This is a genomic window from Enterobacter asburiae, from assembly GCF_007035645.1.
GTDB classification, from domain to species: domain Bacteria; phylum Pseudomonadota; class Gammaproteobacteria; order Enterobacterales; family Enterobacteriaceae; genus Enterobacter; species Enterobacter asburiae_B.
This window is the reverse complement of the sequence record NZ_AP019632.1, coordinates 805,308-823,944: the sequence shown is the minus strand read 5'-3', so window position 1 is coordinate 823,944 and position 18,637 is coordinate 805,308. Positions and strand designations below refer to the sequence as shown.

Below are 18,637 nucleotides of genomic sequence, written 5' to 3'. Positions count from 1 at the left end.
ATTGCGTGCTGGACACGCCAACATCTCTTTATTGGGTACATCAGTCCGTGATAAGAAGTGCATCATAATTGAACACCCCACACTGCGCAATTTTTATACAGCGCTCAGGACTGATTAAATTTAAACAACGGCAGCAGGTAGCGCTGCGCCTCTTCCGTGATGGCCTCAAAGTACTCTGGCTCAAGCGTTCGCCATAAGCGCTGATACCAGACATCTTCACCTTCGCCCCGCACCATCATGTTTCCTTCGTAGGCCTGCATAAATTTACTGCGCGCTTTCTGCAGTGACGCCTCATCCGTTAACATCGCATCATTCTGTGCGTCATAACAGGCTTTTATCCAGGCCCCGCCACTTTCCGGCAACAGCAGGAGCGGTTTGTTCATTCCCTGACGGTAGCCCTCAATGTACAAAGACAGATACCGTAACGCCTGCTCAGACTCCATCGGCGGGAAGCGCCATTCGCCCTCTTTGCGCACGAAAATCCGACTTTCACCTTTATGACCATCCGCACTGTAGACAAGATGTTCCAGCCAGAGTTGCAAACCCTGTGAAACGCTCAGCATAGAAGGCCGCCAGCGCAGCAGCCCGTCCGGCTGAACCTGGGTTAACCAGCCCGTAAGCTGTACGCCATTGCAGTTGAGATCGATTTCAATACTTTTCCCTGGCTGTCGGCACGCTCTTACGCGCTCTGCCAGGGCGGTCATCTCCTGACACTGCGCCTCCCAGACAATTTCCCCGAATGCCCCATAGGGCAGCTGTCCTGCAGCACGGTAGCGGCGGTAAAGTTTGTCCGCATCTTCCTCTTCAACCAGCGCATTCAACAGCTGCAGGTTTAACTGGTAGCGCTCCAGCCCTTCCAGCGTAAAGGGCTCTGCATCAGGAATTTCACTCTCTTCAGAACGGAAGTTGACCTGCAATCGCTGCTGGAAGAAGGCGCGCACCGGATGTGCCCAAAACCGCTGAAGCTGTTCGAAGGTCAGGGTATCGACAGGGCGCGGGTCAAGCTCCTGAATGAAATCGGTATGTGCACTCCCCTCCTTTTTCGCCGCCGGTAGCCACTCCTGGGCATAGCTCTGGCGCTCGCTGGGCGTGTAGTTCACCGGGTCAAACGGCATGCGGCTGTGGAAACAGGTGATATGGGCTTTCACCCTCTTCTCGCTTTCATCGCAGTTGCGATCTTCATCCCCCGGCAGATAGTGACTCTGGCCTATATAGTCCACCAGCTCCTGCACCAGTACGGAGGGAAAACGCTCGCTGTTGTCCTGAATGGAACGGCCGATATAGCTGATATAGAGCTTACTCTGGGCGGAAATGAGCGCCTCAAGGAAGAGGTAGCGGTCATCATCGCGGCGGCTACGGTCACCCCGCTTGGGATCTGCGCTCATCAAATCGAACCCCAGCGGCGCCAGCGCGCGCGGATAAACGCCGTCGTTCATGCCAAGCAGACAGACCACTTTAAACGGGATAGAACGCATTGGCATCAGGGTGCAGATATTGATGGGGCCTGCCAGGAAACGCTGGCTGATTCGCTCCTGGTCAAGCCGCTGCGTTAGCTCATCCCTCAACAGCGACAGTGGGATTGCATCCTGATAATGGGAATTCACGCCTTCATCGACGATCGCCTGCCACTGCGTTTCAATCAGTGCCATTGCCGCTTCGGTGTCACTGTCTGGCAGGAAGAAATCATTAAGCAATGCCCTGCAAACCGGGAGCCACGCTTCAAGCGGACGCGGCTGCATCAGCTCGTGTCGCCAGCGGTTAAGCTGCATCAGGAGTGATGCTAAATGCCCCACCAGTTCAGCAATTAACCCGCTGGACTCATCGTAAGGCAGCACCTCATTCCACTCGCCCTGGCTGCTCTCCATGGCGTAGCCCAGCAGCATACGCGTCAGGCCAAAACGCCACGTGTGCTGCCCGGTTGGAGGAAGTTCGAACTCCTGAACGTTATCGTCATCGATCCCCCAGCGTACGCCAGATTCATTCACCCACTGGCGAAGGTAGCGCAGCCCCTCTTCATTGATGTTGAAGCGTGCAGCCAGCACGGGAACATCCAGTAACGCCAGGACATCTTCGGAGATAAAGCGGCTATCCGGCAGTGAAAGCAGAGTGATAAAGGCCTGCAGTGCCGGATGCGACTGACGGGCACGACGGTCAGAGATAGCGTAAGGCAGATATCGCTCGCCCGTCGCACTGCCAAAAACGGCCTGAATGAAGGGACTGTAGCTGTCGATATCCGCCACCATCACCACGATATCGCGCGGGGTGAGTTCGGGATCGTCCTGCAGCATCGCCAGCAACTGGTCGTGAAGCACTTCGACCTCACGCTGAGGGCTATGGCAAACATGGATCGTGATGCTGCGATCGTCAGCATCCAGCTTACGCTTGCTCTCGCTGCGTTCGAATTCTTTCGCCGTCACGCCCATCACGGCACGGTTTTCCAGATCGAGGATATCCAGCTGAATATGATGCAGCAGGCTATCCGGGGTAATATCGACAAAGGCATCCACATCGCCTTCGCCTGATGAGGTGATGTCTGAAAGCATGTGAATATAGTCACGCCCCAGCTTCCCCCACGAGGCAAGCAGTGGATTGGGCAGGTTCTGGATACCGTCTTCATCAAAAAGCTGCCCGGCAGTCGAGCCGTCTTTAAACAGCGGGACGGAACGTTCTTCAAAAAGGCGCTTTCGTTGGCGAGTCACCAGCCGCGCAAGCCAACGTTCGTCGAGGATATCCCCCCAATACTGTCGGCAAGGGTTGGTGAACAAAATATGAATATCAATATGTTTACCCAGCGCGTTCAACGCCTTCAGATAAACAGGCGGTAATGCGGATATCCCGCAGATAAAAACGCGTGACGGCAGTCGGGCCGGGCGCTCCGACGCATTATCGAGTATGGAGATAAACCGATCGTACAGGTTGGCACGGTGCCACTTAGGCTGCCCAAGTTTCTCCGTATGCTCTACCAGCGCTTTCCACAGCGGTGCCTGCCATATTTGCGCCTCCGGTAGCCCTTCAACCAACTCGCCCGCTTCCCAACGAATTAACCAGTCAGAACGGTAAACAAGGTATTGGTCGTAGAGATCGGCGGTGCGCGACGCCAGCTGGAACAGCTTGCGCTTATCGGTATCATCATTGAGGTAGTGGCGCAGCATGGCGAATTCATCGTGCTGCAGCATTTCCGGCAGCAGCGCCATGAGCTTCCAGCTCATGCCTTGCTTGTTGAAGGCGCTCTGCTCCGGAATGTCCGGCAACACGCGCACAAACATCTCCCAGATAAAGCTCGCGGGCAGCGGGAAATCAATATTTGCGGCTATGCCAAATTTACGGGAAAGCGACATTTGCAGCCACTGTGCCATACCGGTGCTCTGCACCAGCACCATTTCAGGCTCAAAAGGATCGTCAAGCCGCTCGCGCTCAACGATAAATTCCATCAGCGCTTCCAGCACATCCAGACGATTTGAGTGGTAGACCCTTAACATAGACGCTCCCGACTACTGGCTAACCGGGCAATGCAGGCGCGTTATCTCACCGCGCCGCCCCAGAGGAGAAATAAGTGTGACCGTGATGCTGACACATCCTGCGTGCGTTGTCTGCCCCCGACTGGCCTGCCAGCCAGCCGGGAGAACATTTGTTGAGAGCTGAGACTGATTCCAGGCATGATGCCAGAGCTGTCGATACTGGTTAAACAGGGTAAACCGAGCCGCCAGCGCCCGATGATAACCGGACAAAGCCGTCACGACGATCACCAGCAGCATCATCGCCAGCAGTACCTCAACCATGCTAAACCCTTTTTCTCTGTTCACGGCAGCTGGCATAACGCGCTCTCCTTAAGGGGACAAAAATCACTCCAGCCGTGAGGCGAAAAGCGAACGTTCCCGTCGACAATCTCTCCTGAGCGCCAGAGCAGCAGGTCGCTGTCTCCGGCAATCAGCAGCACACGCGCCCCACTCAGCTGGCGCAAACACGCTCGCCACGCAGGAGTCTTCTTGCACTGAACCTGTGGCTCTGACGACCAGCTCTGAACCCGTCCCCACTCAAGCGCGGACTGCACCGCCGCCTGCTGCTGAAGCGAACGGCTCTCACCTCCGACGAGCGCGCTAAAGGTTGTGAGCTGCTGATTGAGACCGGTGAGGATCAGGGTACCGAGCACCAGTAAAAGCAGAACCATCGCCAGCGAAGACATGCCGCGTTGACGATTCACAGGTTGTACCCCGTGACCGTATACAACGCCTGCCAGGGCTCCCCCTTCTCGCCTTTATGAATCGCCGCCAGATCGATATTCACCTCTGGCGCAAAACCGGCATGTTCCACTGTCCTCACCACAAAATGCGCGATAGTAAGCCTGTCCGGGTCCGTGAGCTTTTCCCATCCTTTTCCTTCACATGAGGTCGCTCCACGCTGGGTTTCAAGCGCACCAGACTCCAGTCGAAAACCGGTGCTGTCATTTTCTGATGCGCTGTTATCCCAGCTGCCGTTACTGTTGGCATCCCACCGCACAATGACGCAACTTCCTTGCCTGGCTGTCACCAGCGCCTGTCCCTGACAGTTTCCCGCGCAGTACCCCGCACGCTGGAGCTGTTTGCCCAGGGCGAACAGGTGGTGCCAGACCTCTTCCTCCAGTTGTCTCTGGCCAGATTGCGCTAAGACCGCCCGCTGCAAGCCGGGTAAAAAACGCGATGCGCTTATCAGCAGGAGGCTGCTAATCGCCGTGGCAATCAGAACTTCAGTCAGTGAGAAACCTCGCTGCTTCATCGACATGAACCTCCCGCAGAGACCTTACACATCCTGATGCGTCCTCCATTTGAGACAATAATCAGCCATTCTCCTGCACGGCTTTGAACGCGTATCCGCCCTGCCCATGCCGTATCCTTTAATCCATAGAACGCCAGCGACGGCGTTACCTCGCCGATCGCGACCTCAGGCCAGAGTGGTATCAGCACAAAGGGATTGCCCTTCTCACAGCCTTGCGCGGCAGAGCTCAGCAGACAATCCATGCCTCCCACCCGCTGATGGGTAATTTGATGGTCGCGGTTGTAGCGGTTGGCATGATTGCGCAGAAACAGCAGGTAATCTCGTACCTGACTGGCGGTTTGCCACAGCCGCTGCTGCCGCTGCCAGCTGTCCCAGCCGTAAAGACCTGAGGCGCTGAGGATAACGACAAGCGAAATCGCGACCAGCGTTTCGATAAGCGTAAAACCGTTCTCTTTTTTCATATCGGGAGTGTGGCGAAGCGCGGTGAACATGACGAGCGACGGATCCTCGTTTTACGAGGCGTTATCCGGAGAATCAGGAGTGTTGCAGCGCGTTGCACGCTTTCTGGATAGCGCTTCGGGAAACGGGATAAAGGCGAAAAAAAACCGGCGCTAAAGAGCACCGGTTGTGTCACGCTTTATCGCATCAGATAGCGACGGGCGCTTTGATGCCCGGATGCGGGTCATAGCCCTCAATCTCGAAATCATCAAAGCGATAGTCGAAGATTGATGCCGGTTTGCGTTTGATAATCAGCTTCGGCAGCGCACGCGGTTCACGGGTCAGCTGGAGATGCGTCTGTTCCATATGGTTGCTGTAAAGATGGGTGTCCCCACCGGTCCAGACAAAATCACCCACTTCCAGGTCGCACTGCTGCGCCATCATGTGGACCAACAGCGCATAGCTGGCAATGTTAAACGGCAGGCCGAGGAACACGTCACAGGAGCGCTGGTAGAGCTGGCAGGAGAGCTTGCCGTCAGCGACATAGAACTGGAAGAACGCGTGGCAAGGTGCCAGCGCCATTTTATCCAGCTCGCCGACGTTCCAGGCGGAAACGATGATTCGGCGCGAGTCCGGATCGTTTTTCAGCTGGTTCATCACGGTGGTGATCTGGTCAATATGGCGGCCATCAGGCGTTGGCCAGGCGCGCCACTGCTTGCCGTAAACCGGGCCCAGGTTGCCATTTTCATCTGCCCATTCGTCCCAGATTGAGACGTTATTTTCGTGCAGATACGCAACGTTGGTATCGCCTTGCAGGAACCAGAGCAGTTCATGAATGATCGAGCGCAGATGGCAGCGCTTTGTCGTCACCAGTGGGAAGCCTTCTTGCAGGTTGAAGCGCATCTGGTGGCCAAAAATGGAGAGCGTACCGGTGCCGGTGCGGTCGTTTTTCGGCGTGCCCTCGTCGAGCACTTTTTTCATCAATTCAAGATACTGTTTCATGGTTCCTCAGGAAATTTGTTGCTGTGGACGACGACGATACGCCCAAATCATCATAATGGCACCCGCGACAATCATCGGAATGGAGAGGATCTGCCCCATGCTGATGTACTGTACCCATTCGCCGGTAAACTGTGCGTCTGGCTGACGGAAGAACTCGACGATAATACGGAATGCGCCGTAGCCAATCAGGAACAGGCCGGAGACAGCACCCATCGGGCGCGGTTTGCGGATAAATAGGTTGAGGATGATAAACAGCACCACGCCTTCCAGCGCCAGCTCATAAAGCTGAGACATATGGCGCGGCAGAACGCCGTAGGTATCGAAAATGGACTGCCACTCCGGGTGTGATGGCAGCAACGCGATATCTTCTGCGCGAGAGCCCGGGAAGAGCATCGTGTACGGCACGCTCGGGTCGACGCGGCCCCACAGCTCACCGTTGATAAAGTTACCCAGACGGCCAGCGCCCAGCCCAAACGGGATCAGCGGTGCGATAAAATCTGAAACCTGGAAGAAGTTGCGTTTGGTGCGTTTGGCAAAAATCACCATCACCAGGATCACCCCAATCAGGCCGCCGTGGAAGGACATGCCGCCGTCCCACACGCGGAACAGATAGAGCGGATCGTTCAGGAATACCGGGAAGTTATAGAACAGCACATACCCAATACGGCCACCGAGGAACACGCCGAGGAAGCCCGCATAGAGCAGGTTTTCAACTTCGTTTTTCGTCCAGCCGCTGCCCGGACGACTGGCGCGACGGCCAGCGAGCCACATGGCAAAAATGAAGCCCACCAGGTACATCAGACCGTACCAGTGAAGCGAAACAGGTCCTACTGAGAAAATGACCGGATCAAATTCCGGAAAATGCAGATAACCACTGTTCATCTGTCACCACAAGATGTTGTTATTCCGCTGAAAGTGGACAGCGGTAGAAATGCGATTCTGCCGTAAGCAGAGGCTCCAAAGTTGCGAATCATAGCACAAGGCGGGCGCGGAGGATGCGCCAGAGATGTAAAAGATGTGTATAGGGTTTTATGCGCGCTGGAGCCCTCCCCCACAGGGAGAGGGCGAAAGATGATTAGCGGCCGCCGCGGATCAGGCCGCCCATACCGCGTCGTTCCATAAACGCCGCGACCTGATGACGAACCTCAGCGGCCAGCTGCGCGTCAAGGCTGCGTTCAGCCAGCTCGCGGGCATCATTGATGTCGATATGTCGCAGCAGGTACTTCACGCGAGCAACAGCGCGACCGTTCATCGACAGATGGCGGTATCCCAGACCAATCAGGATCGCAACGCACATTGAATCCCCGGCCATTTCACCGCACAGGCGTAAATCAATGCCGTACTGTTCCGCTTCACGGGCAATCATCGCTAACGCGCGAATGATCGCAGGATGCAGGCTGTCGTAGATACTGGCGACGCGGGTGTTGTTACGGTCGACGGCCAGAATATATTGCGTCAGGTCGTTCGTGCCGACAGAGATAAAATCAACACGGTTTGCCAGCTGCGGCAGCATAAAGACCATAGACGGCACTTCAAGCATCACCCCGATCCGCGGTTTCGGGATCGCATAGCCGATCATCTCTTCCACTTCACGGCCTGCACGTTCGATCAGTCGCCGGGACTCGTCGATCTCATCAATGCTGGTGACCATCGGGAGTAAGATGCTGAGATTGCCCGTCGCCGCGTTGGCGCGCAGCATCGCACGCACCTGGATCAGGAAGATCTCCGGCTGATCGAGCGTAATGCGGATCCCACGCCAGCCCAGGCACGGGTTTTCTTCGCTGATCGGCATATAGGGCAGCTGTTTATCCGCGCCGACATCCAGGGTTCGCAGGGTGACAGGTTTGTCGTTAAACATCTGCAGCATCCCCTGATACTGCGCCACCTGCTCCTCTTCGGAGGGGAAACCGCTCTGCAGCATGAACGGGATTTCAGTACGGTACAGGCCAATACCGTCGATGCGGCTGCCAAGCTTTTCTTCATGCTCAGGGCTTAAACCGGCGTTGAGCATGACTTTGATCCGCTCACCGCTCTTAAGCTGTGCGGGCAGGTTAACGTCATCTTCCGCCAGCTTGCTTAATTCATTCTCTTCGCTGATAAGACGCTGGTATTCCTGGAGCAGAACCGGCTCAGGATCGACCAGCAGCTCACCGCGATAGCCGTCCACTACCAGCGTACGGCGGTGCAGTACCGACGGCTGGATATCCGCGCCCATAACGGTTGGAATACCCAGCGCGCGCACCATAATGGCGGCATGCGAGTTGGCTGCGCCATCGCGCACCACCACACCGGCCAGCCTGTCCTGAGGCAGTTCAGCCAGCGTCGTTGCCGAGAGCTCATCGGCGACCAGAACAAACCGTTTTGGCCAGGCATTCGGCCCCTGAATGGTGTCATCGAGATGGAACAGCAGACGCTGTCCCAGGGCGCGGAGATCGCCAGCCCGTTCTTTCAGGTAACCGTCGGTCAGTGCCGCAAATTGGTCGGCAAATTTTTCGATGACCTTCTTAACCGCCCACTCTGCGACCGAGCCTTTATCCACTTCCGCAAACAGCTCACGACGCAGACGCGCGTCGGAGAGCAGGTGCGAATAGAGGTCGAAGATGGCCGCCGTCTCTTTCTGTGCGCCTGCGGCAAAGCGCTTGCTGTAACGACGAAATTCATTCGCCGCCTCTTCCAGCGCGGCGGTAAGACGCTCTCGCTCAAGCGCTTCATCAAGCGTTGAGGCTTCGTAAACCTGCTCCATCAGCGGCAGCGTGGCGTCCATCCAGCCTTCCGCAATCGCTACGCCTGGTGATGCCGGAAGGGCACGAATGCGCGTATGGCGATACTGACCAAAGAGCGCGGCAAGCTGGGACTGGGAGAGGATCGCCGCCATCTGAGTGGCCAGCGTGACGAGGAAAGACTCTTCGCTTTCATCGTACTGACGTAGCTCGCGCTGCTGGACAACCAGCACGCCGAGCAGCTGGCGACGCTGGATAATCGGCACGCCAAGAAAAGCGCGGAAGCGCTCTTCTTTTACGGAAGGGATGTATTTAAAGCTGGGGTGTTTTTGCGCGTCAGCAAGGTTGATGGGTTCAGCCAGCCGCCCAACCAGGCCCACGATACCTTCATCAAATGCGAGCGTGACGGTGCGTCCACGTGGTTTTTTTAAACCACGGGTCGCCATCAGGTAATAGCAGCGCCGATCGTGGTCGGCCAGATACACCGAACAGACCTCGGTCTCCATCGCAAGACAGATGTCAGTGACCAGAATATTCAGCGCCTCGTTCAGACGCGGAGCACTGGCCACCTTCTCGACTATTTCTCGCAAGCGGGTGAGCATGATTTGCGTAGCTTAACCTCTTTTACGTCGCCAGGCAGGTGCGCTCTGCGGCTTAGGCGGGATCTCCTGAAGCTGCATTACCACACTTGCAAACTCTTTCATCACCCTACGGTAAACATCGCGTTTAAATGACACGACCTGACGAACAGGATACCAATAGCTCACCCAGCGCCAGCCATCGAACTCCGGCGTACTGCTGGTTTGCATATTGATGTCTGAATCGTTGCCCACCAACTGCAACAGAAACCACTTCTGTTTCTGGCCGATACAAACCGGCTTTGTGTCCCAACGCACCAAACGTTTCGGTAACTTGTAACGCAACCAGTTGCGGGTCGAAGCCAGGATGCGAACATCTTTTCGGCTTAAACCGACCTCTTCAAAAAGCTCCCGGTACATCGCTTGTTCTGGGGACTCTCCCGGATTGATCCCGCCTTGAGGGAACTGCCAGGAGTGCTGACCATATCGCCGGGCCCACATTACCTGGCCCTGACGATTACAAATTACTATTCCTACGTTCGGGCGGTAGCCATCGTCATCAATCACCGGACTACCCCAAACTAAACCTTATATATGAATGATTGTTTCACACTACAGGGAGGCGGTAAACCACTCTCTTACAGGGCTGCAACCTAATAACATTTGAATAACTCACAAATAAGTGCTGAGTTATAAACAGATGAGCGGTGGTGAAGGGAATTTTATTCACCTTTTCTGTGGATATAGTTGTGAAGAAGTGTCTGATTACCGATGAACAACCTCAAACGATGCAGTCTCCCCTTTTTCACCTTAATTAGATAATGCAATTATTTTCAAATAGTTAAATGTATTTCCATGAGCACAAAACAGAATATCGTGACGATCGTCACATCAGGGATCGTCGTGCTGATGAAAGATCGAACAGCGTCGGTTTTATCCACAGATTGTGCCAATAAGTTAGTCACAATTTGTTTGAAAATTCGATTTTCATCGCACGTCAAGGCTGTAAATTGAAACAGTAGTCAGGGTTATGCCCAGTTATCCCATTTTTCTGTGGATAACATGGTGTAAGATCCTGTTCATTGTCAGTGACAAGATTTGAACAACCGGTTTTCTGAGTCTGGCAAAACGATTTCAAACCAATAAAAAAACATATAAATCATAGACATGGAATATTGGTACAGAAATAGTTAAACTCTATCCACAGGGGACAATTTCTTAGTTTATTTTTTAATCAAAAGGTTACCTTCATGCATCCGCTTACACCCTTGCTCTCACCGCCATCCAGCGAAGGTCAGTTGCTACAGCAGGCACGGCGTCTTGCAGGCTTTTCGCTTGGCGAGCTGGCGGCAATGGCAGGGCTTCAGATCCCGAAGGATCTGAAACGGGATAAAGGCTGGATCGGCATGCTGCTTGAGCTGTGGCTGGGTGCCAGCGCAGGAAGCAAACCCGAGCAGGATTTTGCAGCGCTTGGCGTGGAGTTAAAAACCATCCCTATAGACAGCCAGGGCAAGCCCCTTGAGACCACCTTCGTCTGCGTTGCGCCATTAACCGGCAACACCGGCGTAACGTGGGAAACCAGCCACGTTCGCCACAAGCTGAAGCGCGTGTTGTGGGTACCGGTCGAAGGTGAACGTCAGATCCCCCTGGCTGACCGTCGCGTTGGCGCGCCGCTGCTCTGGAGCCCGAACGACGATGAGGAGCAACAGCTGCGTCTGGACTGGGAGGAGCTGATGGACATGATTGTGCTTGGGCAGGTAGAGCGCATCACCGCCCGACACGGAGAAGTTTTACAATTGCGCCCGAAAGCGGCCAACAGCAAAGCGCTTACCGAGGCAATCGGCGCGAAAGGTGAGCCGATACTGACGTTACCGCGCGGTTTTTATCTCAAAAAGAATTTCACCGGCGCACTCCTTGCCCGTCATTTCCTGTTAAAAACATAGTTTTTTACTTATTTTGCGAGCTCTCAAACATAATCGACTGCTTTTTAAGATTTTACCGCTTCCTCAAGTCGCCATATCGGGTTAATACTAGATTATGATTTGATACGCGCCAGATGAGGACGATAACGATGAAAAAATGGGCAGTGTTAGTTTCAGCAGTCGGTTTAGCGTTTGCCGTATCGGGCTGTAGCAGCGATTACGTCATGGCGACAAAAGATGGTCGAATGATCCTGACCGACGGTAAACCCGAAGTCGACGATGATACCGGTCTGGTCAGCTACCGTGACCAGGAAGGCAATAAAATGCAGATCAATCGCGACGAAGTATCGCAAATTATCGAGCGATAAACAGATAAAGGTCAGTCGCTTGCTGGCCTTTTTGATTTTTTTCTTCCCCTTTTGCTTCCCCTCTGCCATGTTTATATTCCTTTGTCGGGCACGCCCTGACGCGGTCTATAAGTCTACTGAGGAAGCCGGCTATGCATTATCACCGTATCCCCCACAGCGCTCTGGAAATAAGCCAACTGGGGTTGGGCACGATGACATTTGGTGAACAAAACAGCGAAGCCGATGCCCATGCACAACTCGATTACGCCGTTAGTCAGGGGATTAACCTGATTGATGTTGCAGAGATGTACCCTGTTCCGCCACGTCCGGAAACGCAGGGACTTACCGAAACCTACGTCGGTAACTGGCTGGCAAAACGCGGCAACCGTGAAAAGCTGGTGATTGCCTCAAAAGTCAGTGGCCCCGCGCGCAACAACGATACCGGGATCCGCCCGAATCAGATCCTCGATCGCAAAAATATCCGCGCCGCACTGGACGCCAGCCTGAAGCGCCTGCAAACCGACTATCTCGACCTGTATCAGGTGCACTGGCCGCAGCGTCCAACCAACTGCTTTGGTAAGCTCGGCTACAGCTGGAATGAGAGCGCCCCCGCCGTAACGCTGCTGGAAACGCTGGAAGCGCTGACCGAGTGCCAGCGCGCGGGAAAAATCCGCTACATTGGCGTCTCTAACGAAACGGCCTTTGGCGTAATGCGCTATCTGCACCTGGCAGATAAACACGATCTGCCGCGTATCGTCACCATCCAGAACCCGTACAGCCTGCTTAACCGTAGCTATGAGGTTGGTTTGGCCGAAGTGACGCAATATGAAGAAGTGGAACTGCTCGCCTATTCCTGTCTCGGCTTTGGCACGCTGACGGGGAAATACCTGAACGGCGCGAAACCGGCCGGGGCGAGAAATACCCTCTTTAGCCGCTTTACCCGCTACAGCGGCGAGCAGACGCAGAAAGCCGTTGCAGCCTATGTGGATATCGCAAAGCGTCACGGTCTTGACCCTGCACAGATGGCGCTGGCCTTCGTGCGTCGTCAGCCGTTTGTTGCCAGCACCCTGCTGGGCGCAACCACGATGGAACAGCTGAAAACCAATATTGAGAGTTTCCATCTGAACCTGAGTGAAGAGGTGTTAGCGGAGATTGAAGCAGTGCATCAGGTTTATACGTATCCTGCGCCGTAATAAAAGCAAAACGGCAACGCACGTTGCCGTTTTTAGGGTTTGCTCCCTCTCCCTGTGGGAGAGGGCCGGGGTGAGGGCATCAGGCCGCACTTATCAGCGCCGACGTAGCCAGACCCACAATCCCGCAATCGCCAGCGCAAACAGCCCACCAAACCCGACGCCAATCCCCACCACCGGCACACCCACTTTTACCGCCAGCGAGTAGAGCCCCAGCATTAACAGCATCGCCAGGTTTTCACCCAGGTTTTGTACCGCGATGGCATTCCCCGCCCCGACGGTCTGTTTGCCACGTTCCTGCAGTAACGCGTTCAGCGGCACCACGAAGAAACCGCCCAGAAAACCAATAAGGATGAGGAGGACATACGCAGGCAATAATGCATGTTGCAGCGAGAAAATCAGCACCACAACGCCAATCAGGATCCCTGCGGGCATGCAGCGTGCAACCGTCTCGAGCGTCACCAGCTTCGCCGCCGCACCGGCCCCCACCACAATGCCGATGGCCACCATCGCATTCAGATAGGTCGGCGTCGCGTTGTCGGTAATCCCCAGAGCTACCGGCACCCACAGCACCAGCAGGAAGCGCAGCGTGACGCCCGCGCCCCAGAACATGCTGGTTCCCATCAGGGAAAAACGCGTTTCTCCGTTACGCCACAGCACGCGACAGGCGGTAAAGAAACTGCCGGTCATTGGTTTAAAGCGCCAGGATTGCCCCGGGCGAGCCACCGGCAGTTTGGGAATAAACAGGTTCGCCACAACCGCCCCGCCATACACCACCGCGCAGATGCCCAGTGCCGCCAGGACATGCCAGTCGGCCAGTACGCCGCCCGCGACGGATCCGAGCAGGATTGCGGCAATGGTTGACGACTCCATCAGGCCGTTGGCTTTCACCAGCTTATCGCCCGTGGTCAGCTCTCCGAGAATGCCATACTTCGCCGGAGAGTAGGCGGCAGCGCCGATGCCCACCAGCGTGTAGCCAATAAACGGGTTGAAGCCAAAGCAAATGCTGGCGGCACCCAGCAGCTTGAGGCCGTTGGCAAACATCATCACCCGGCCTTTCGGGAAACTGTCCGCCACCTGCCCGACGAACGGAGCAAAGATAATGTAAGCGCCCACAAACACCATCTGCAGGATCGGCTGGCTCCAGTCGGGGTAAAACTCGGCCTTCAGCAGCGCCAGCGTGGCAAACAGCAGCGCGTTATCACCGAACGCAGAGAGAAACTGTGCGGCGATAACGGCCATCATGCCTTTCGATCTGAGCGATGTGTTAGTGTGTACTGACTCACGCATTTTGCTGTTCCGCCTCTTCAACCATGCCTTTCAGGGTCACGAAATCGGGCTTCCCGCTACCCAGCACCGGGAGCTGCTTCAGGTAGCGAATATCGCGCGGCACTGCCAGTTCAGGAATACCGTGTTCACGCGCATAGCTCAGTAACCTGTCGCGCTTAAGCTCAGCGTCGGTTGTAAACAGCACCAGCGCCTCGCCTTTGCTGGCATCGCTCTTCACTACCGTCGCATGCATCTTATCCGCGGACACGGCCGTCGCCAGTTGCTCAACCATTTCCAGCGAGACCATTTCACCGGCGATTTTGGCGAAGCGCTTCGCGCGTCCCTGAATCTGTACAAAGCCTTGTTCATCAAAACGGACAATATCACCGGTGTCGTACCAGCCGGTTTCAACCTCGCCGTTGACGTTTTCAGCCGTCGGCACCTCAAGCACGCCTGGGTTTTCCACGCGCAGATAACCGTTCATCACGTTTGGCCCTTTCAGCTGCAGACGGCCACCGTCTTCAATGCCCGGCACGGCCAGCAGACGCGCGTCCATCCCCGGCAGAATTCGGCCCACCGTACCCGGCTTCGCCGCCATCGGTACGTTAATCGAGACCACAGGAGCACACTCGGTAACGCCATAGCCTTCGAGAATGCGCAGGCCAAACTTGTCCTGCCAGATCTGACGCGTGCTCTCCTGCAGTTTTTCCGCACCGGCCACCACATACCGCACGCGATAGAAATCGTACGGATTAGCAAAACGCGCATAGTTGCCGAGGAACGTTGATGTGCCGAACAGGACGGTGCAGTTACGGTCATACACCAGCTCCGGCACAATCCGGTAATGCAGCGGGCTTGGATAAAGGAACACTTCTGCGCCGGTCAGCAGCGGCGTAAACAGCCCCACCGTCAGGCCAAAGGAGTGGAACAGCGGCAGCGCCGACATAAAACGGTCATTCGCGGTAAAGTCGGCAATGCTTTTGATCTGCTCAACGTTCGCCAGAATGCTCTTGTGGCTGTGGACGACGCCTTTCGGGTTGCCCTCCGAACCCGACGTGAAGAGGATAATCGCGTCATCTTCCGGCTGCTGTTTGACCTGCGCCAGACGCGGCATCAGCAGGTGAGCAAAAATCCACAGCTTGTCGCCGGTGGTGACGTCCGCTTTCAAATCTTCCAGGAAGACCCAGCGCACCTGGGTGAGCTGCTCGGGAAGATGCCAGAGCTTGCCTTTGTCCAGGAACTGACGGGAAGTAAAGACGGTATTAATCTGGGCAGCGGTGATGGCGCTGGTCAGTCCTTTCAACCCCGCCGTGTAGTTCATCATTGCCGGGATGCGCCCCCGGGAAACCGCACCAAAAATCACCGCCGCGCTGATGCCCGCGTTAGGCAGCATCAGGCCAATCTTTTCGCCCTTTTTGCTGTACTTCTCAAGAATGCGGCCCACAAACAGGGTCTTGGTCAGCAGCTTGCGATAAGTATCCGGGGTAAAGTTGATATCTTCGATGCAGTTTTTCTTCGCGCCATAGCGGTGCTGCGCGGAAAGCAGAGACTCGTACAGCGTTTCGCGCGGGCGCACGGCCATGCGCGCTTCCATCATAATCTGATGCAGCATTTCCCCGGCGATTTTACGGCGATCGCGAGCACGCGGCGCTTCCGGCATCGGTAACGACGTGGGCGGCAGAATATGCAGCGTGATTTTTGGGAACAGACGCTGCTTCACCAGCCCCTTCAGGCGGCTGAAATGGGTCAACTCTGCGCCTTCAATGCGCAGCGGCACCACGGTCGCTTTTGATTTCGCGGCAACAAACCCCGCCCCGTCGTAGATTTTCATCAGCGAACCGGTCACTGAAATACGCCCTTCCGGGAAAATAACCACCGGACGCCCCTGCTCAACCAGACGCACCAGATGCTTAATCATCATCGGCTTTGTCGGGTCGAGCGGCACAAAATCAATCAGCGGCGTGAGCCAGCGCATGTACCACTGCTGGCTGATAGAGGTATAGACCGCAAACACCGGGCGCACGGGTAAAAATAGCGCCAGCAGAATGCCGTCTATAAAGGAAACATGATTTGGTGTGATAAGAACGCGTTCACCGCGAAGCGCCTGGGCATCGCCAGTGACGCGGATGCGAAAAAGAATACGGAACAGTGTACGGAAGAACCCAAATAGCATCTCAACTCCCTTTGCCGGCCAGTGTGGAGGGTTGATAGTAAATGGTGGCAGATTACACGAGAAGTGATACGGGAGCGACAGCAAAAGTGGAGGCGAAAAAAAACCTGCGCATCCGCGCAGGTTGGTGCAAGAGATGAGTACGAAACCGTACTAAGAATTCTCACCAATCAATACCTCTGGGATCTTGATTGTGGCCGTTCGTCCTGCGCTTCGCCAGCAGGAAAACGCAAGGGAATGAGCCGAAGTGCAACCAGGTGTGAATATTCTCTGTTGCTGTTACAGATTGAACTATCAGGCAAAAAAAACCTGCGTAAAAACGCAGGTTGGTGTAAAGCGTGTTAATCAACCGGAGTTGATTCCACCTATCAATACCTCTGGGACTTTGACTGTATCAACCTCTTTGACCACCTCGCCATTGGCCAATCGCAACAGCCTGACGCAAAGTGTAACCAAAGGTTCAGATTGACATTCTTCAGACACGACTGCGCGTGTAACGATTACACTACCAGGGTTGTCCTGCGTCACGTTTGTGGAGCGCGGAAATCCGCTCCCCTTGAATGCGCACCGCTTTTCCGCAACACTATTTGGTGTGTAAACGCTTACCCCCAATAAGAAGGTAATGAATGGCGACAATAAAGGATGTGGCCCGTCTGGCAGGTGTGTCTGTGGCAACCGTCTCTCGCGTGATTAACGACTCCCCAAAAGCCAGTGACGCATCGCGCCAGGCGGTACAAACCGCCATGGAATCCCTGAATTATCATCCCAATGCTAATGCCCGCGCGCTCGCCCAGCAGTCCACCGAAACCATTGGGCTGGTAGTGGGTGATGTTTCCGACCCCTTTTTCGGCGCCATGGTGAAAGCGGTTGAACAGGTCTCTTATCAGACAGGCAATTTTTTGCTGATCGGCAACGGCTATCATAATGAGCAAAAAGAACGCCAGGCCATCGAGCAGCTGATCCGCCACCGCTGCGCGGCGCTGGTGGTTCACGCCAAAATGATCCCGGATGCCGAACTGATTCACCTGATGAAGCAGATGCCTGGAATGGTGATCATTAACCGCATTATTCCCGGGTTTGAAAAACGCTGTGTGGCCCTCGACGACCGCTACGGTGCCTGGCTTGCGACCCGTCATCTGATTCAACAGGGCCATACCCGGATTGGCTATCTCTGTTCCAATCACCCGATTTCTGATGCGGAAGACCGCCTGCAGGGCTACTACGACGCTCTGCGCGAAAACGGCCTGCCGTGTAATGACCGTCTGGTGGCCTACGGTGAACCGGATGAGAGCGGCGGTGAACAGGCCATGACCGAGCTGCTCGGTCGCGGACGAAATTTCACGGCGGTTGCCAGCTATAACGACTCGATGGCCGCAGGGGCAATGGGGGTGCTGAATGACAACGGGATTGAGGTACCGGCAGAAATTTCGCTGATTGGCTTCGATGACGTGCTGGTCTCTCGTTACGTGCGCCCGCGTCTGACCACCGTACGCTACCCGATAATCACCATGGCAACGCAGGCCGCCGAGCTGGCGCTAGCGCTGGCTGAACAGCGCCAGCCGCCGGATATTACGCATCTGTTTAGCCCGACGCTGGTTCGCCGTCACTCCGTTGCGTCACCTGCGGAAGCGCAGAGCGAATAGCGATAGAGGTGAACCCGCGTGTTGGGGTATTCCAGCCCATCACCGATATACTGCCAGCCGTAACGTTCGTAGAAATCGCGGCAGGCAGACCAGAGGTGCAGTTCTTCATATCCCGCCTGCGCGGCCCGGGTAATAACGTGCTGCTGTAGCTTTCCTGCCAGCCCCTTGCCTCGCGCCGCGTCGTCAACGTAGAGCGCCGCCAGCCACGGAAAGAGATCCTGACGGGTGATCAAATCGCAGCGCCAGAGCCCTACCGTACCAACAAGCTGTTCGTCTTCTACGGCGATAAAGGTCAGCGGTAATGCTCCCGGCGTCTGGCTGTGCTCAATAATGCTGTGGAAAAATTCCCGAGAAAGCCCTTCGCCAAAGGCCTGCCAGAGCCAGTCGGTGACCTGCTCCGCATAGTGCGGTGCCTGGTAAAGCGGGAGGATGGCTATGTTTTTCACGTTTCACCTGCGTTTTCTCATGTATTTGCTGGCCTGTCGCCCCAGCTCGGTTCGGCGATTATTTTACCAGAGTCAGACTATTTAGTTTTACTTCACGCAGGCCAGACGAATCGTGACCAAAAAGCGTGATCGTGGCAGAAGTTTTGCGCTTCCCGCATCG

At 55.4% G+C, this 18,637-nt stretch carries 16 protein-coding genes; 4 read left to right on the top strand and 12 right to left on the bottom strand.

Features of this window, described 5'->3' with window-relative positions:
* Positions 1–104 precede the first annotated feature (104 nt).
* From recC to rppH, 9 genes are all read right to left on the bottom strand, one after another.
* A complete protein-coding gene (recC, locus tag FOY96_RS03915; protein ID WP_143346529.1) occupies positions 105–3,479 on the bottom strand; it encodes an exodeoxyribonuclease V subunit gamma in 3,375 nt (1,124 codons plus the stop codon).
* A gap of 12 nt (positions 3,480–3,491) precedes the next feature.
* A complete protein-coding gene (locus FOY96_RS03910; RefSeq protein WP_023309042.1) occupies positions 3,492–3,815 on the bottom strand; it encodes a prepilin-type N-terminal cleavage/methylation domain-containing protein in 324 nt (107 codons plus the stop codon).
* Entirely contained in the window at positions 3,800–4,201 is a 402-nt protein-coding gene (locus tag FOY96_RS03905; RefSeq protein ID WP_143346528.1) for a DUF2509 family protein, read from the bottom strand. Before FOY96_RS03905 ends, FOY96_RS03910 begins: the two co-directional genes overlap by 16 nt.
* Positions 4,198–4,758 (bottom strand): prepilin peptidase-dependent protein, encoded by a 561-nt coding sequence (locus tag FOY96_RS03900; protein WP_143346527.1) that lies wholly within the window; start codon positions 4,756–4,758, stop codon positions 4,198–4,200. Before FOY96_RS03900 ends, FOY96_RS03905 begins: the two co-directional genes overlap by 4 nt.
* The gene (locus FOY96_RS03895; RefSeq protein WP_033146582.1) at positions 4,749–5,213 is read right to left on the bottom strand and encodes a prepilin peptidase-dependent protein; all 465 of its coding nucleotides are present in this window, start codon (positions 5,211–5,213) and stop codon (positions 4,749–4,751) included. The genes FOY96_RS03900 and FOY96_RS03895 overlap by 10 nt, the downstream gene beginning before the upstream one ends.
* Positions 5,214–5,397: 184 nt before the next feature.
* Positions 5,398–6,192, bottom strand: coding sequence for a thymidylate synthase (gene thyA, locus FOY96_RS03890; protein WP_014885081.1), 795 nt, complete (start codon positions 6,190–6,192; stop codon positions 5,398–5,400).
* Between the two features lie 6 nt (positions 6,193–6,198).
* Positions 6,199–7,074 carry a prolipoprotein diacylglyceryl transferase gene (gene lgt / locus FOY96_RS03885; protein ID WP_023309046.1) on the bottom strand — a complete coding sequence of 292 codons (876 nt, stop codon included), beginning with the start codon at positions 7,072–7,074 and terminating at the stop codon, positions 6,199–6,201.
* Positions 7,075–7,267: 193 nt separating this feature from the next.
* Entirely contained in the window at positions 7,268–9,514 is a 2,247-nt protein-coding gene (gene ptsP / locus FOY96_RS03880) for a phosphoenolpyruvate--protein phosphotransferase (protein WP_023309047.1), read from the bottom strand.
* Between the two features lie 12 nt (positions 9,515–9,526).
* Positions 9,527–10,057: an RNA pyrophosphohydrolase gene (gene rppH / locus FOY96_RS03875; RefSeq protein WP_013098553.1), complete on the bottom strand. Its 531-nt coding sequence runs from the start codon at positions 10,055–10,057 to the stop codon at positions 9,527–9,529.
* 683 nt (positions 10,058–10,740) lie between these two features.
* On the opposite strand from rppH, the gene mutH reads away from it, so the two are divergent.
* From mutH to FOY96_RS03860, 3 genes are all read left to right on the top strand, one after another.
* Positions 10,741–11,433 (top strand): DNA mismatch repair endonuclease MutH, encoded by a 693-nt coding sequence (gene mutH / locus FOY96_RS03870; RefSeq protein WP_033146444.1) that lies wholly within the window; start codon positions 10,741–10,743, stop codon positions 11,431–11,433.
* 128 nt (positions 11,434–11,561) lie between these two features.
* Complete coding sequence (locus FOY96_RS03865; RefSeq protein WP_008499668.1) at positions 11,562–11,780, top strand: YgdI/YgdR family lipoprotein; 219 nt, start codon at positions 11,562–11,564, stop codon at positions 11,778–11,780.
* A gap of 131 nt (positions 11,781–11,911) precedes the next feature.
* The gene (locus tag FOY96_RS03860) at positions 11,912–12,952 is read left to right on the top strand and encodes an NADP(H)-dependent aldo-keto reductase (protein ID WP_023309049.1); all 1,041 of its coding nucleotides are present in this window, start codon (positions 11,912–11,914) and stop codon (positions 12,950–12,952) included.
* 93 nt (positions 12,953–13,045) lie between these two features.
* Here FOY96_RS03860 and lplT read toward each other — a convergent pair whose 3' ends face one another.
* Entirely contained in the window at positions 13,046–14,239 is a 1,194-nt protein-coding gene (lplT, locus tag FOY96_RS03855; protein ID WP_143346526.1) for a lysophospholipid transporter LplT, read from the bottom strand.
* The gene (aas, locus tag FOY96_RS03850) at positions 14,232–16,391 is read right to left on the bottom strand and encodes a bifunctional acyl-ACP--phospholipid O-acyltransferase/long-chain-fatty-acid--ACP ligase (RefSeq protein ID WP_143346525.1); all 2,160 of its coding nucleotides are present in this window, start codon (positions 16,389–16,391) and stop codon (positions 14,232–14,234) included. Before aas ends, lplT begins: the two co-directional genes overlap by 8 nt.
* Positions 16,392–17,014: 623 nt before the next feature.
* Between aas and galR the strand changes: the two genes are divergently transcribed.
* A complete protein-coding gene (gene galR / locus FOY96_RS03845) occupies positions 17,015–18,031 on the top strand; it encodes an HTH-type transcriptional regulator GalR (RefSeq protein ID WP_023309052.1) in 1,017 nt (338 codons plus the stop codon).
* Here galR and FOY96_RS03840 read toward each other — a convergent pair.
* Positions 17,992–18,468, bottom strand: coding sequence for a GNAT family N-acetyltransferase (locus tag FOY96_RS03840; protein WP_039263473.1), 477 nt, complete (start codon positions 18,466–18,468; stop codon positions 17,992–17,994). The two genes, galR and FOY96_RS03840, sit on opposite strands and share 40 nt — an antisense overlap.
* Positions 18,469–18,637 lie beyond the last annotated feature (169 nt).

Bases quoted from the DNA above. Each gene is read 5' to 3' on its own strand.
- recC (WP_143346529.1), bottom strand. From the start codon at position 3,479: ATGTTAAGGGTCTACCACTCAAATCGTCTGGATGTGCTGGAAGCGCTG.
- FOY96_RS03910 (WP_023309042.1), bottom strand. From the start codon at position 3,815: ATGCCAGCTGCCGTGAACAGAGAAAAAGGGTTTAGCATGGTTGAGGTA.
- FOY96_RS03900 (WP_143346527.1), bottom strand. From the start codon at position 4,758: ATGTCGATGAAGCAGCGAGGTTTCTCACTGACTGAAGTTCTGATTGCC.
- FOY96_RS03895 (WP_033146582.1), bottom strand. From the start codon at position 5,213: ATGAAAAAAGAGAACGGTTTTACGCTTATCGAAACGCTGGTCGCGATT.
- thyA (WP_014885081.1), bottom strand. From the start codon at position 6,192: ATGAAACAGTATCTTGAATTGATGAAAAAAGTGCTCGACGAGGGCACG.
- lgt (WP_023309046.1), bottom strand. From the start codon at position 7,074: ATGAACAGTGGTTATCTGCATTTTCCGGAATTTGATCCGGTCATTTTC.
- ptsP (WP_023309047.1), bottom strand. From the start codon at position 9,514: ATGCTCACCCGCTTGCGAGAAATAGTCGAGAAGGTGGCCAGTGCTCCG.
- mutH (WP_033146444.1), top strand. From the start codon at position 10,741: ATGCATCCGCTTACACCCTTGCTCTCACCGCCATCCAGCGAAGGTCAG.
- FOY96_RS03865 (WP_008499668.1), top strand. From the start codon at position 11,562: ATGAAAAAATGGGCAGTGTTAGTTTCAGCAGTCGGTTTAGCGTTTGCC.
- FOY96_RS03860 (WP_023309049.1), top strand. From the start codon at position 11,912: ATGCATTATCACCGTATCCCCCACAGCGCTCTGGAAATAAGCCAACTG.
- lplT (WP_143346526.1), bottom strand. From the start codon at position 14,239: ATGCGTGAGTCAGTACACACTAACACATCGCTCAGATCGAAAGGCATG.
- aas (WP_143346525.1), bottom strand. From the start codon at position 16,391: ATGCTATTTGGGTTCTTCCGTACACTGTTCCGTATTCTTTTTCGCATC.
- galR (WP_023309052.1), top strand. From the start codon at position 17,015: ATGGCGACAATAAAGGATGTGGCCCGTCTGGCAGGTGTGTCTGTGGCA.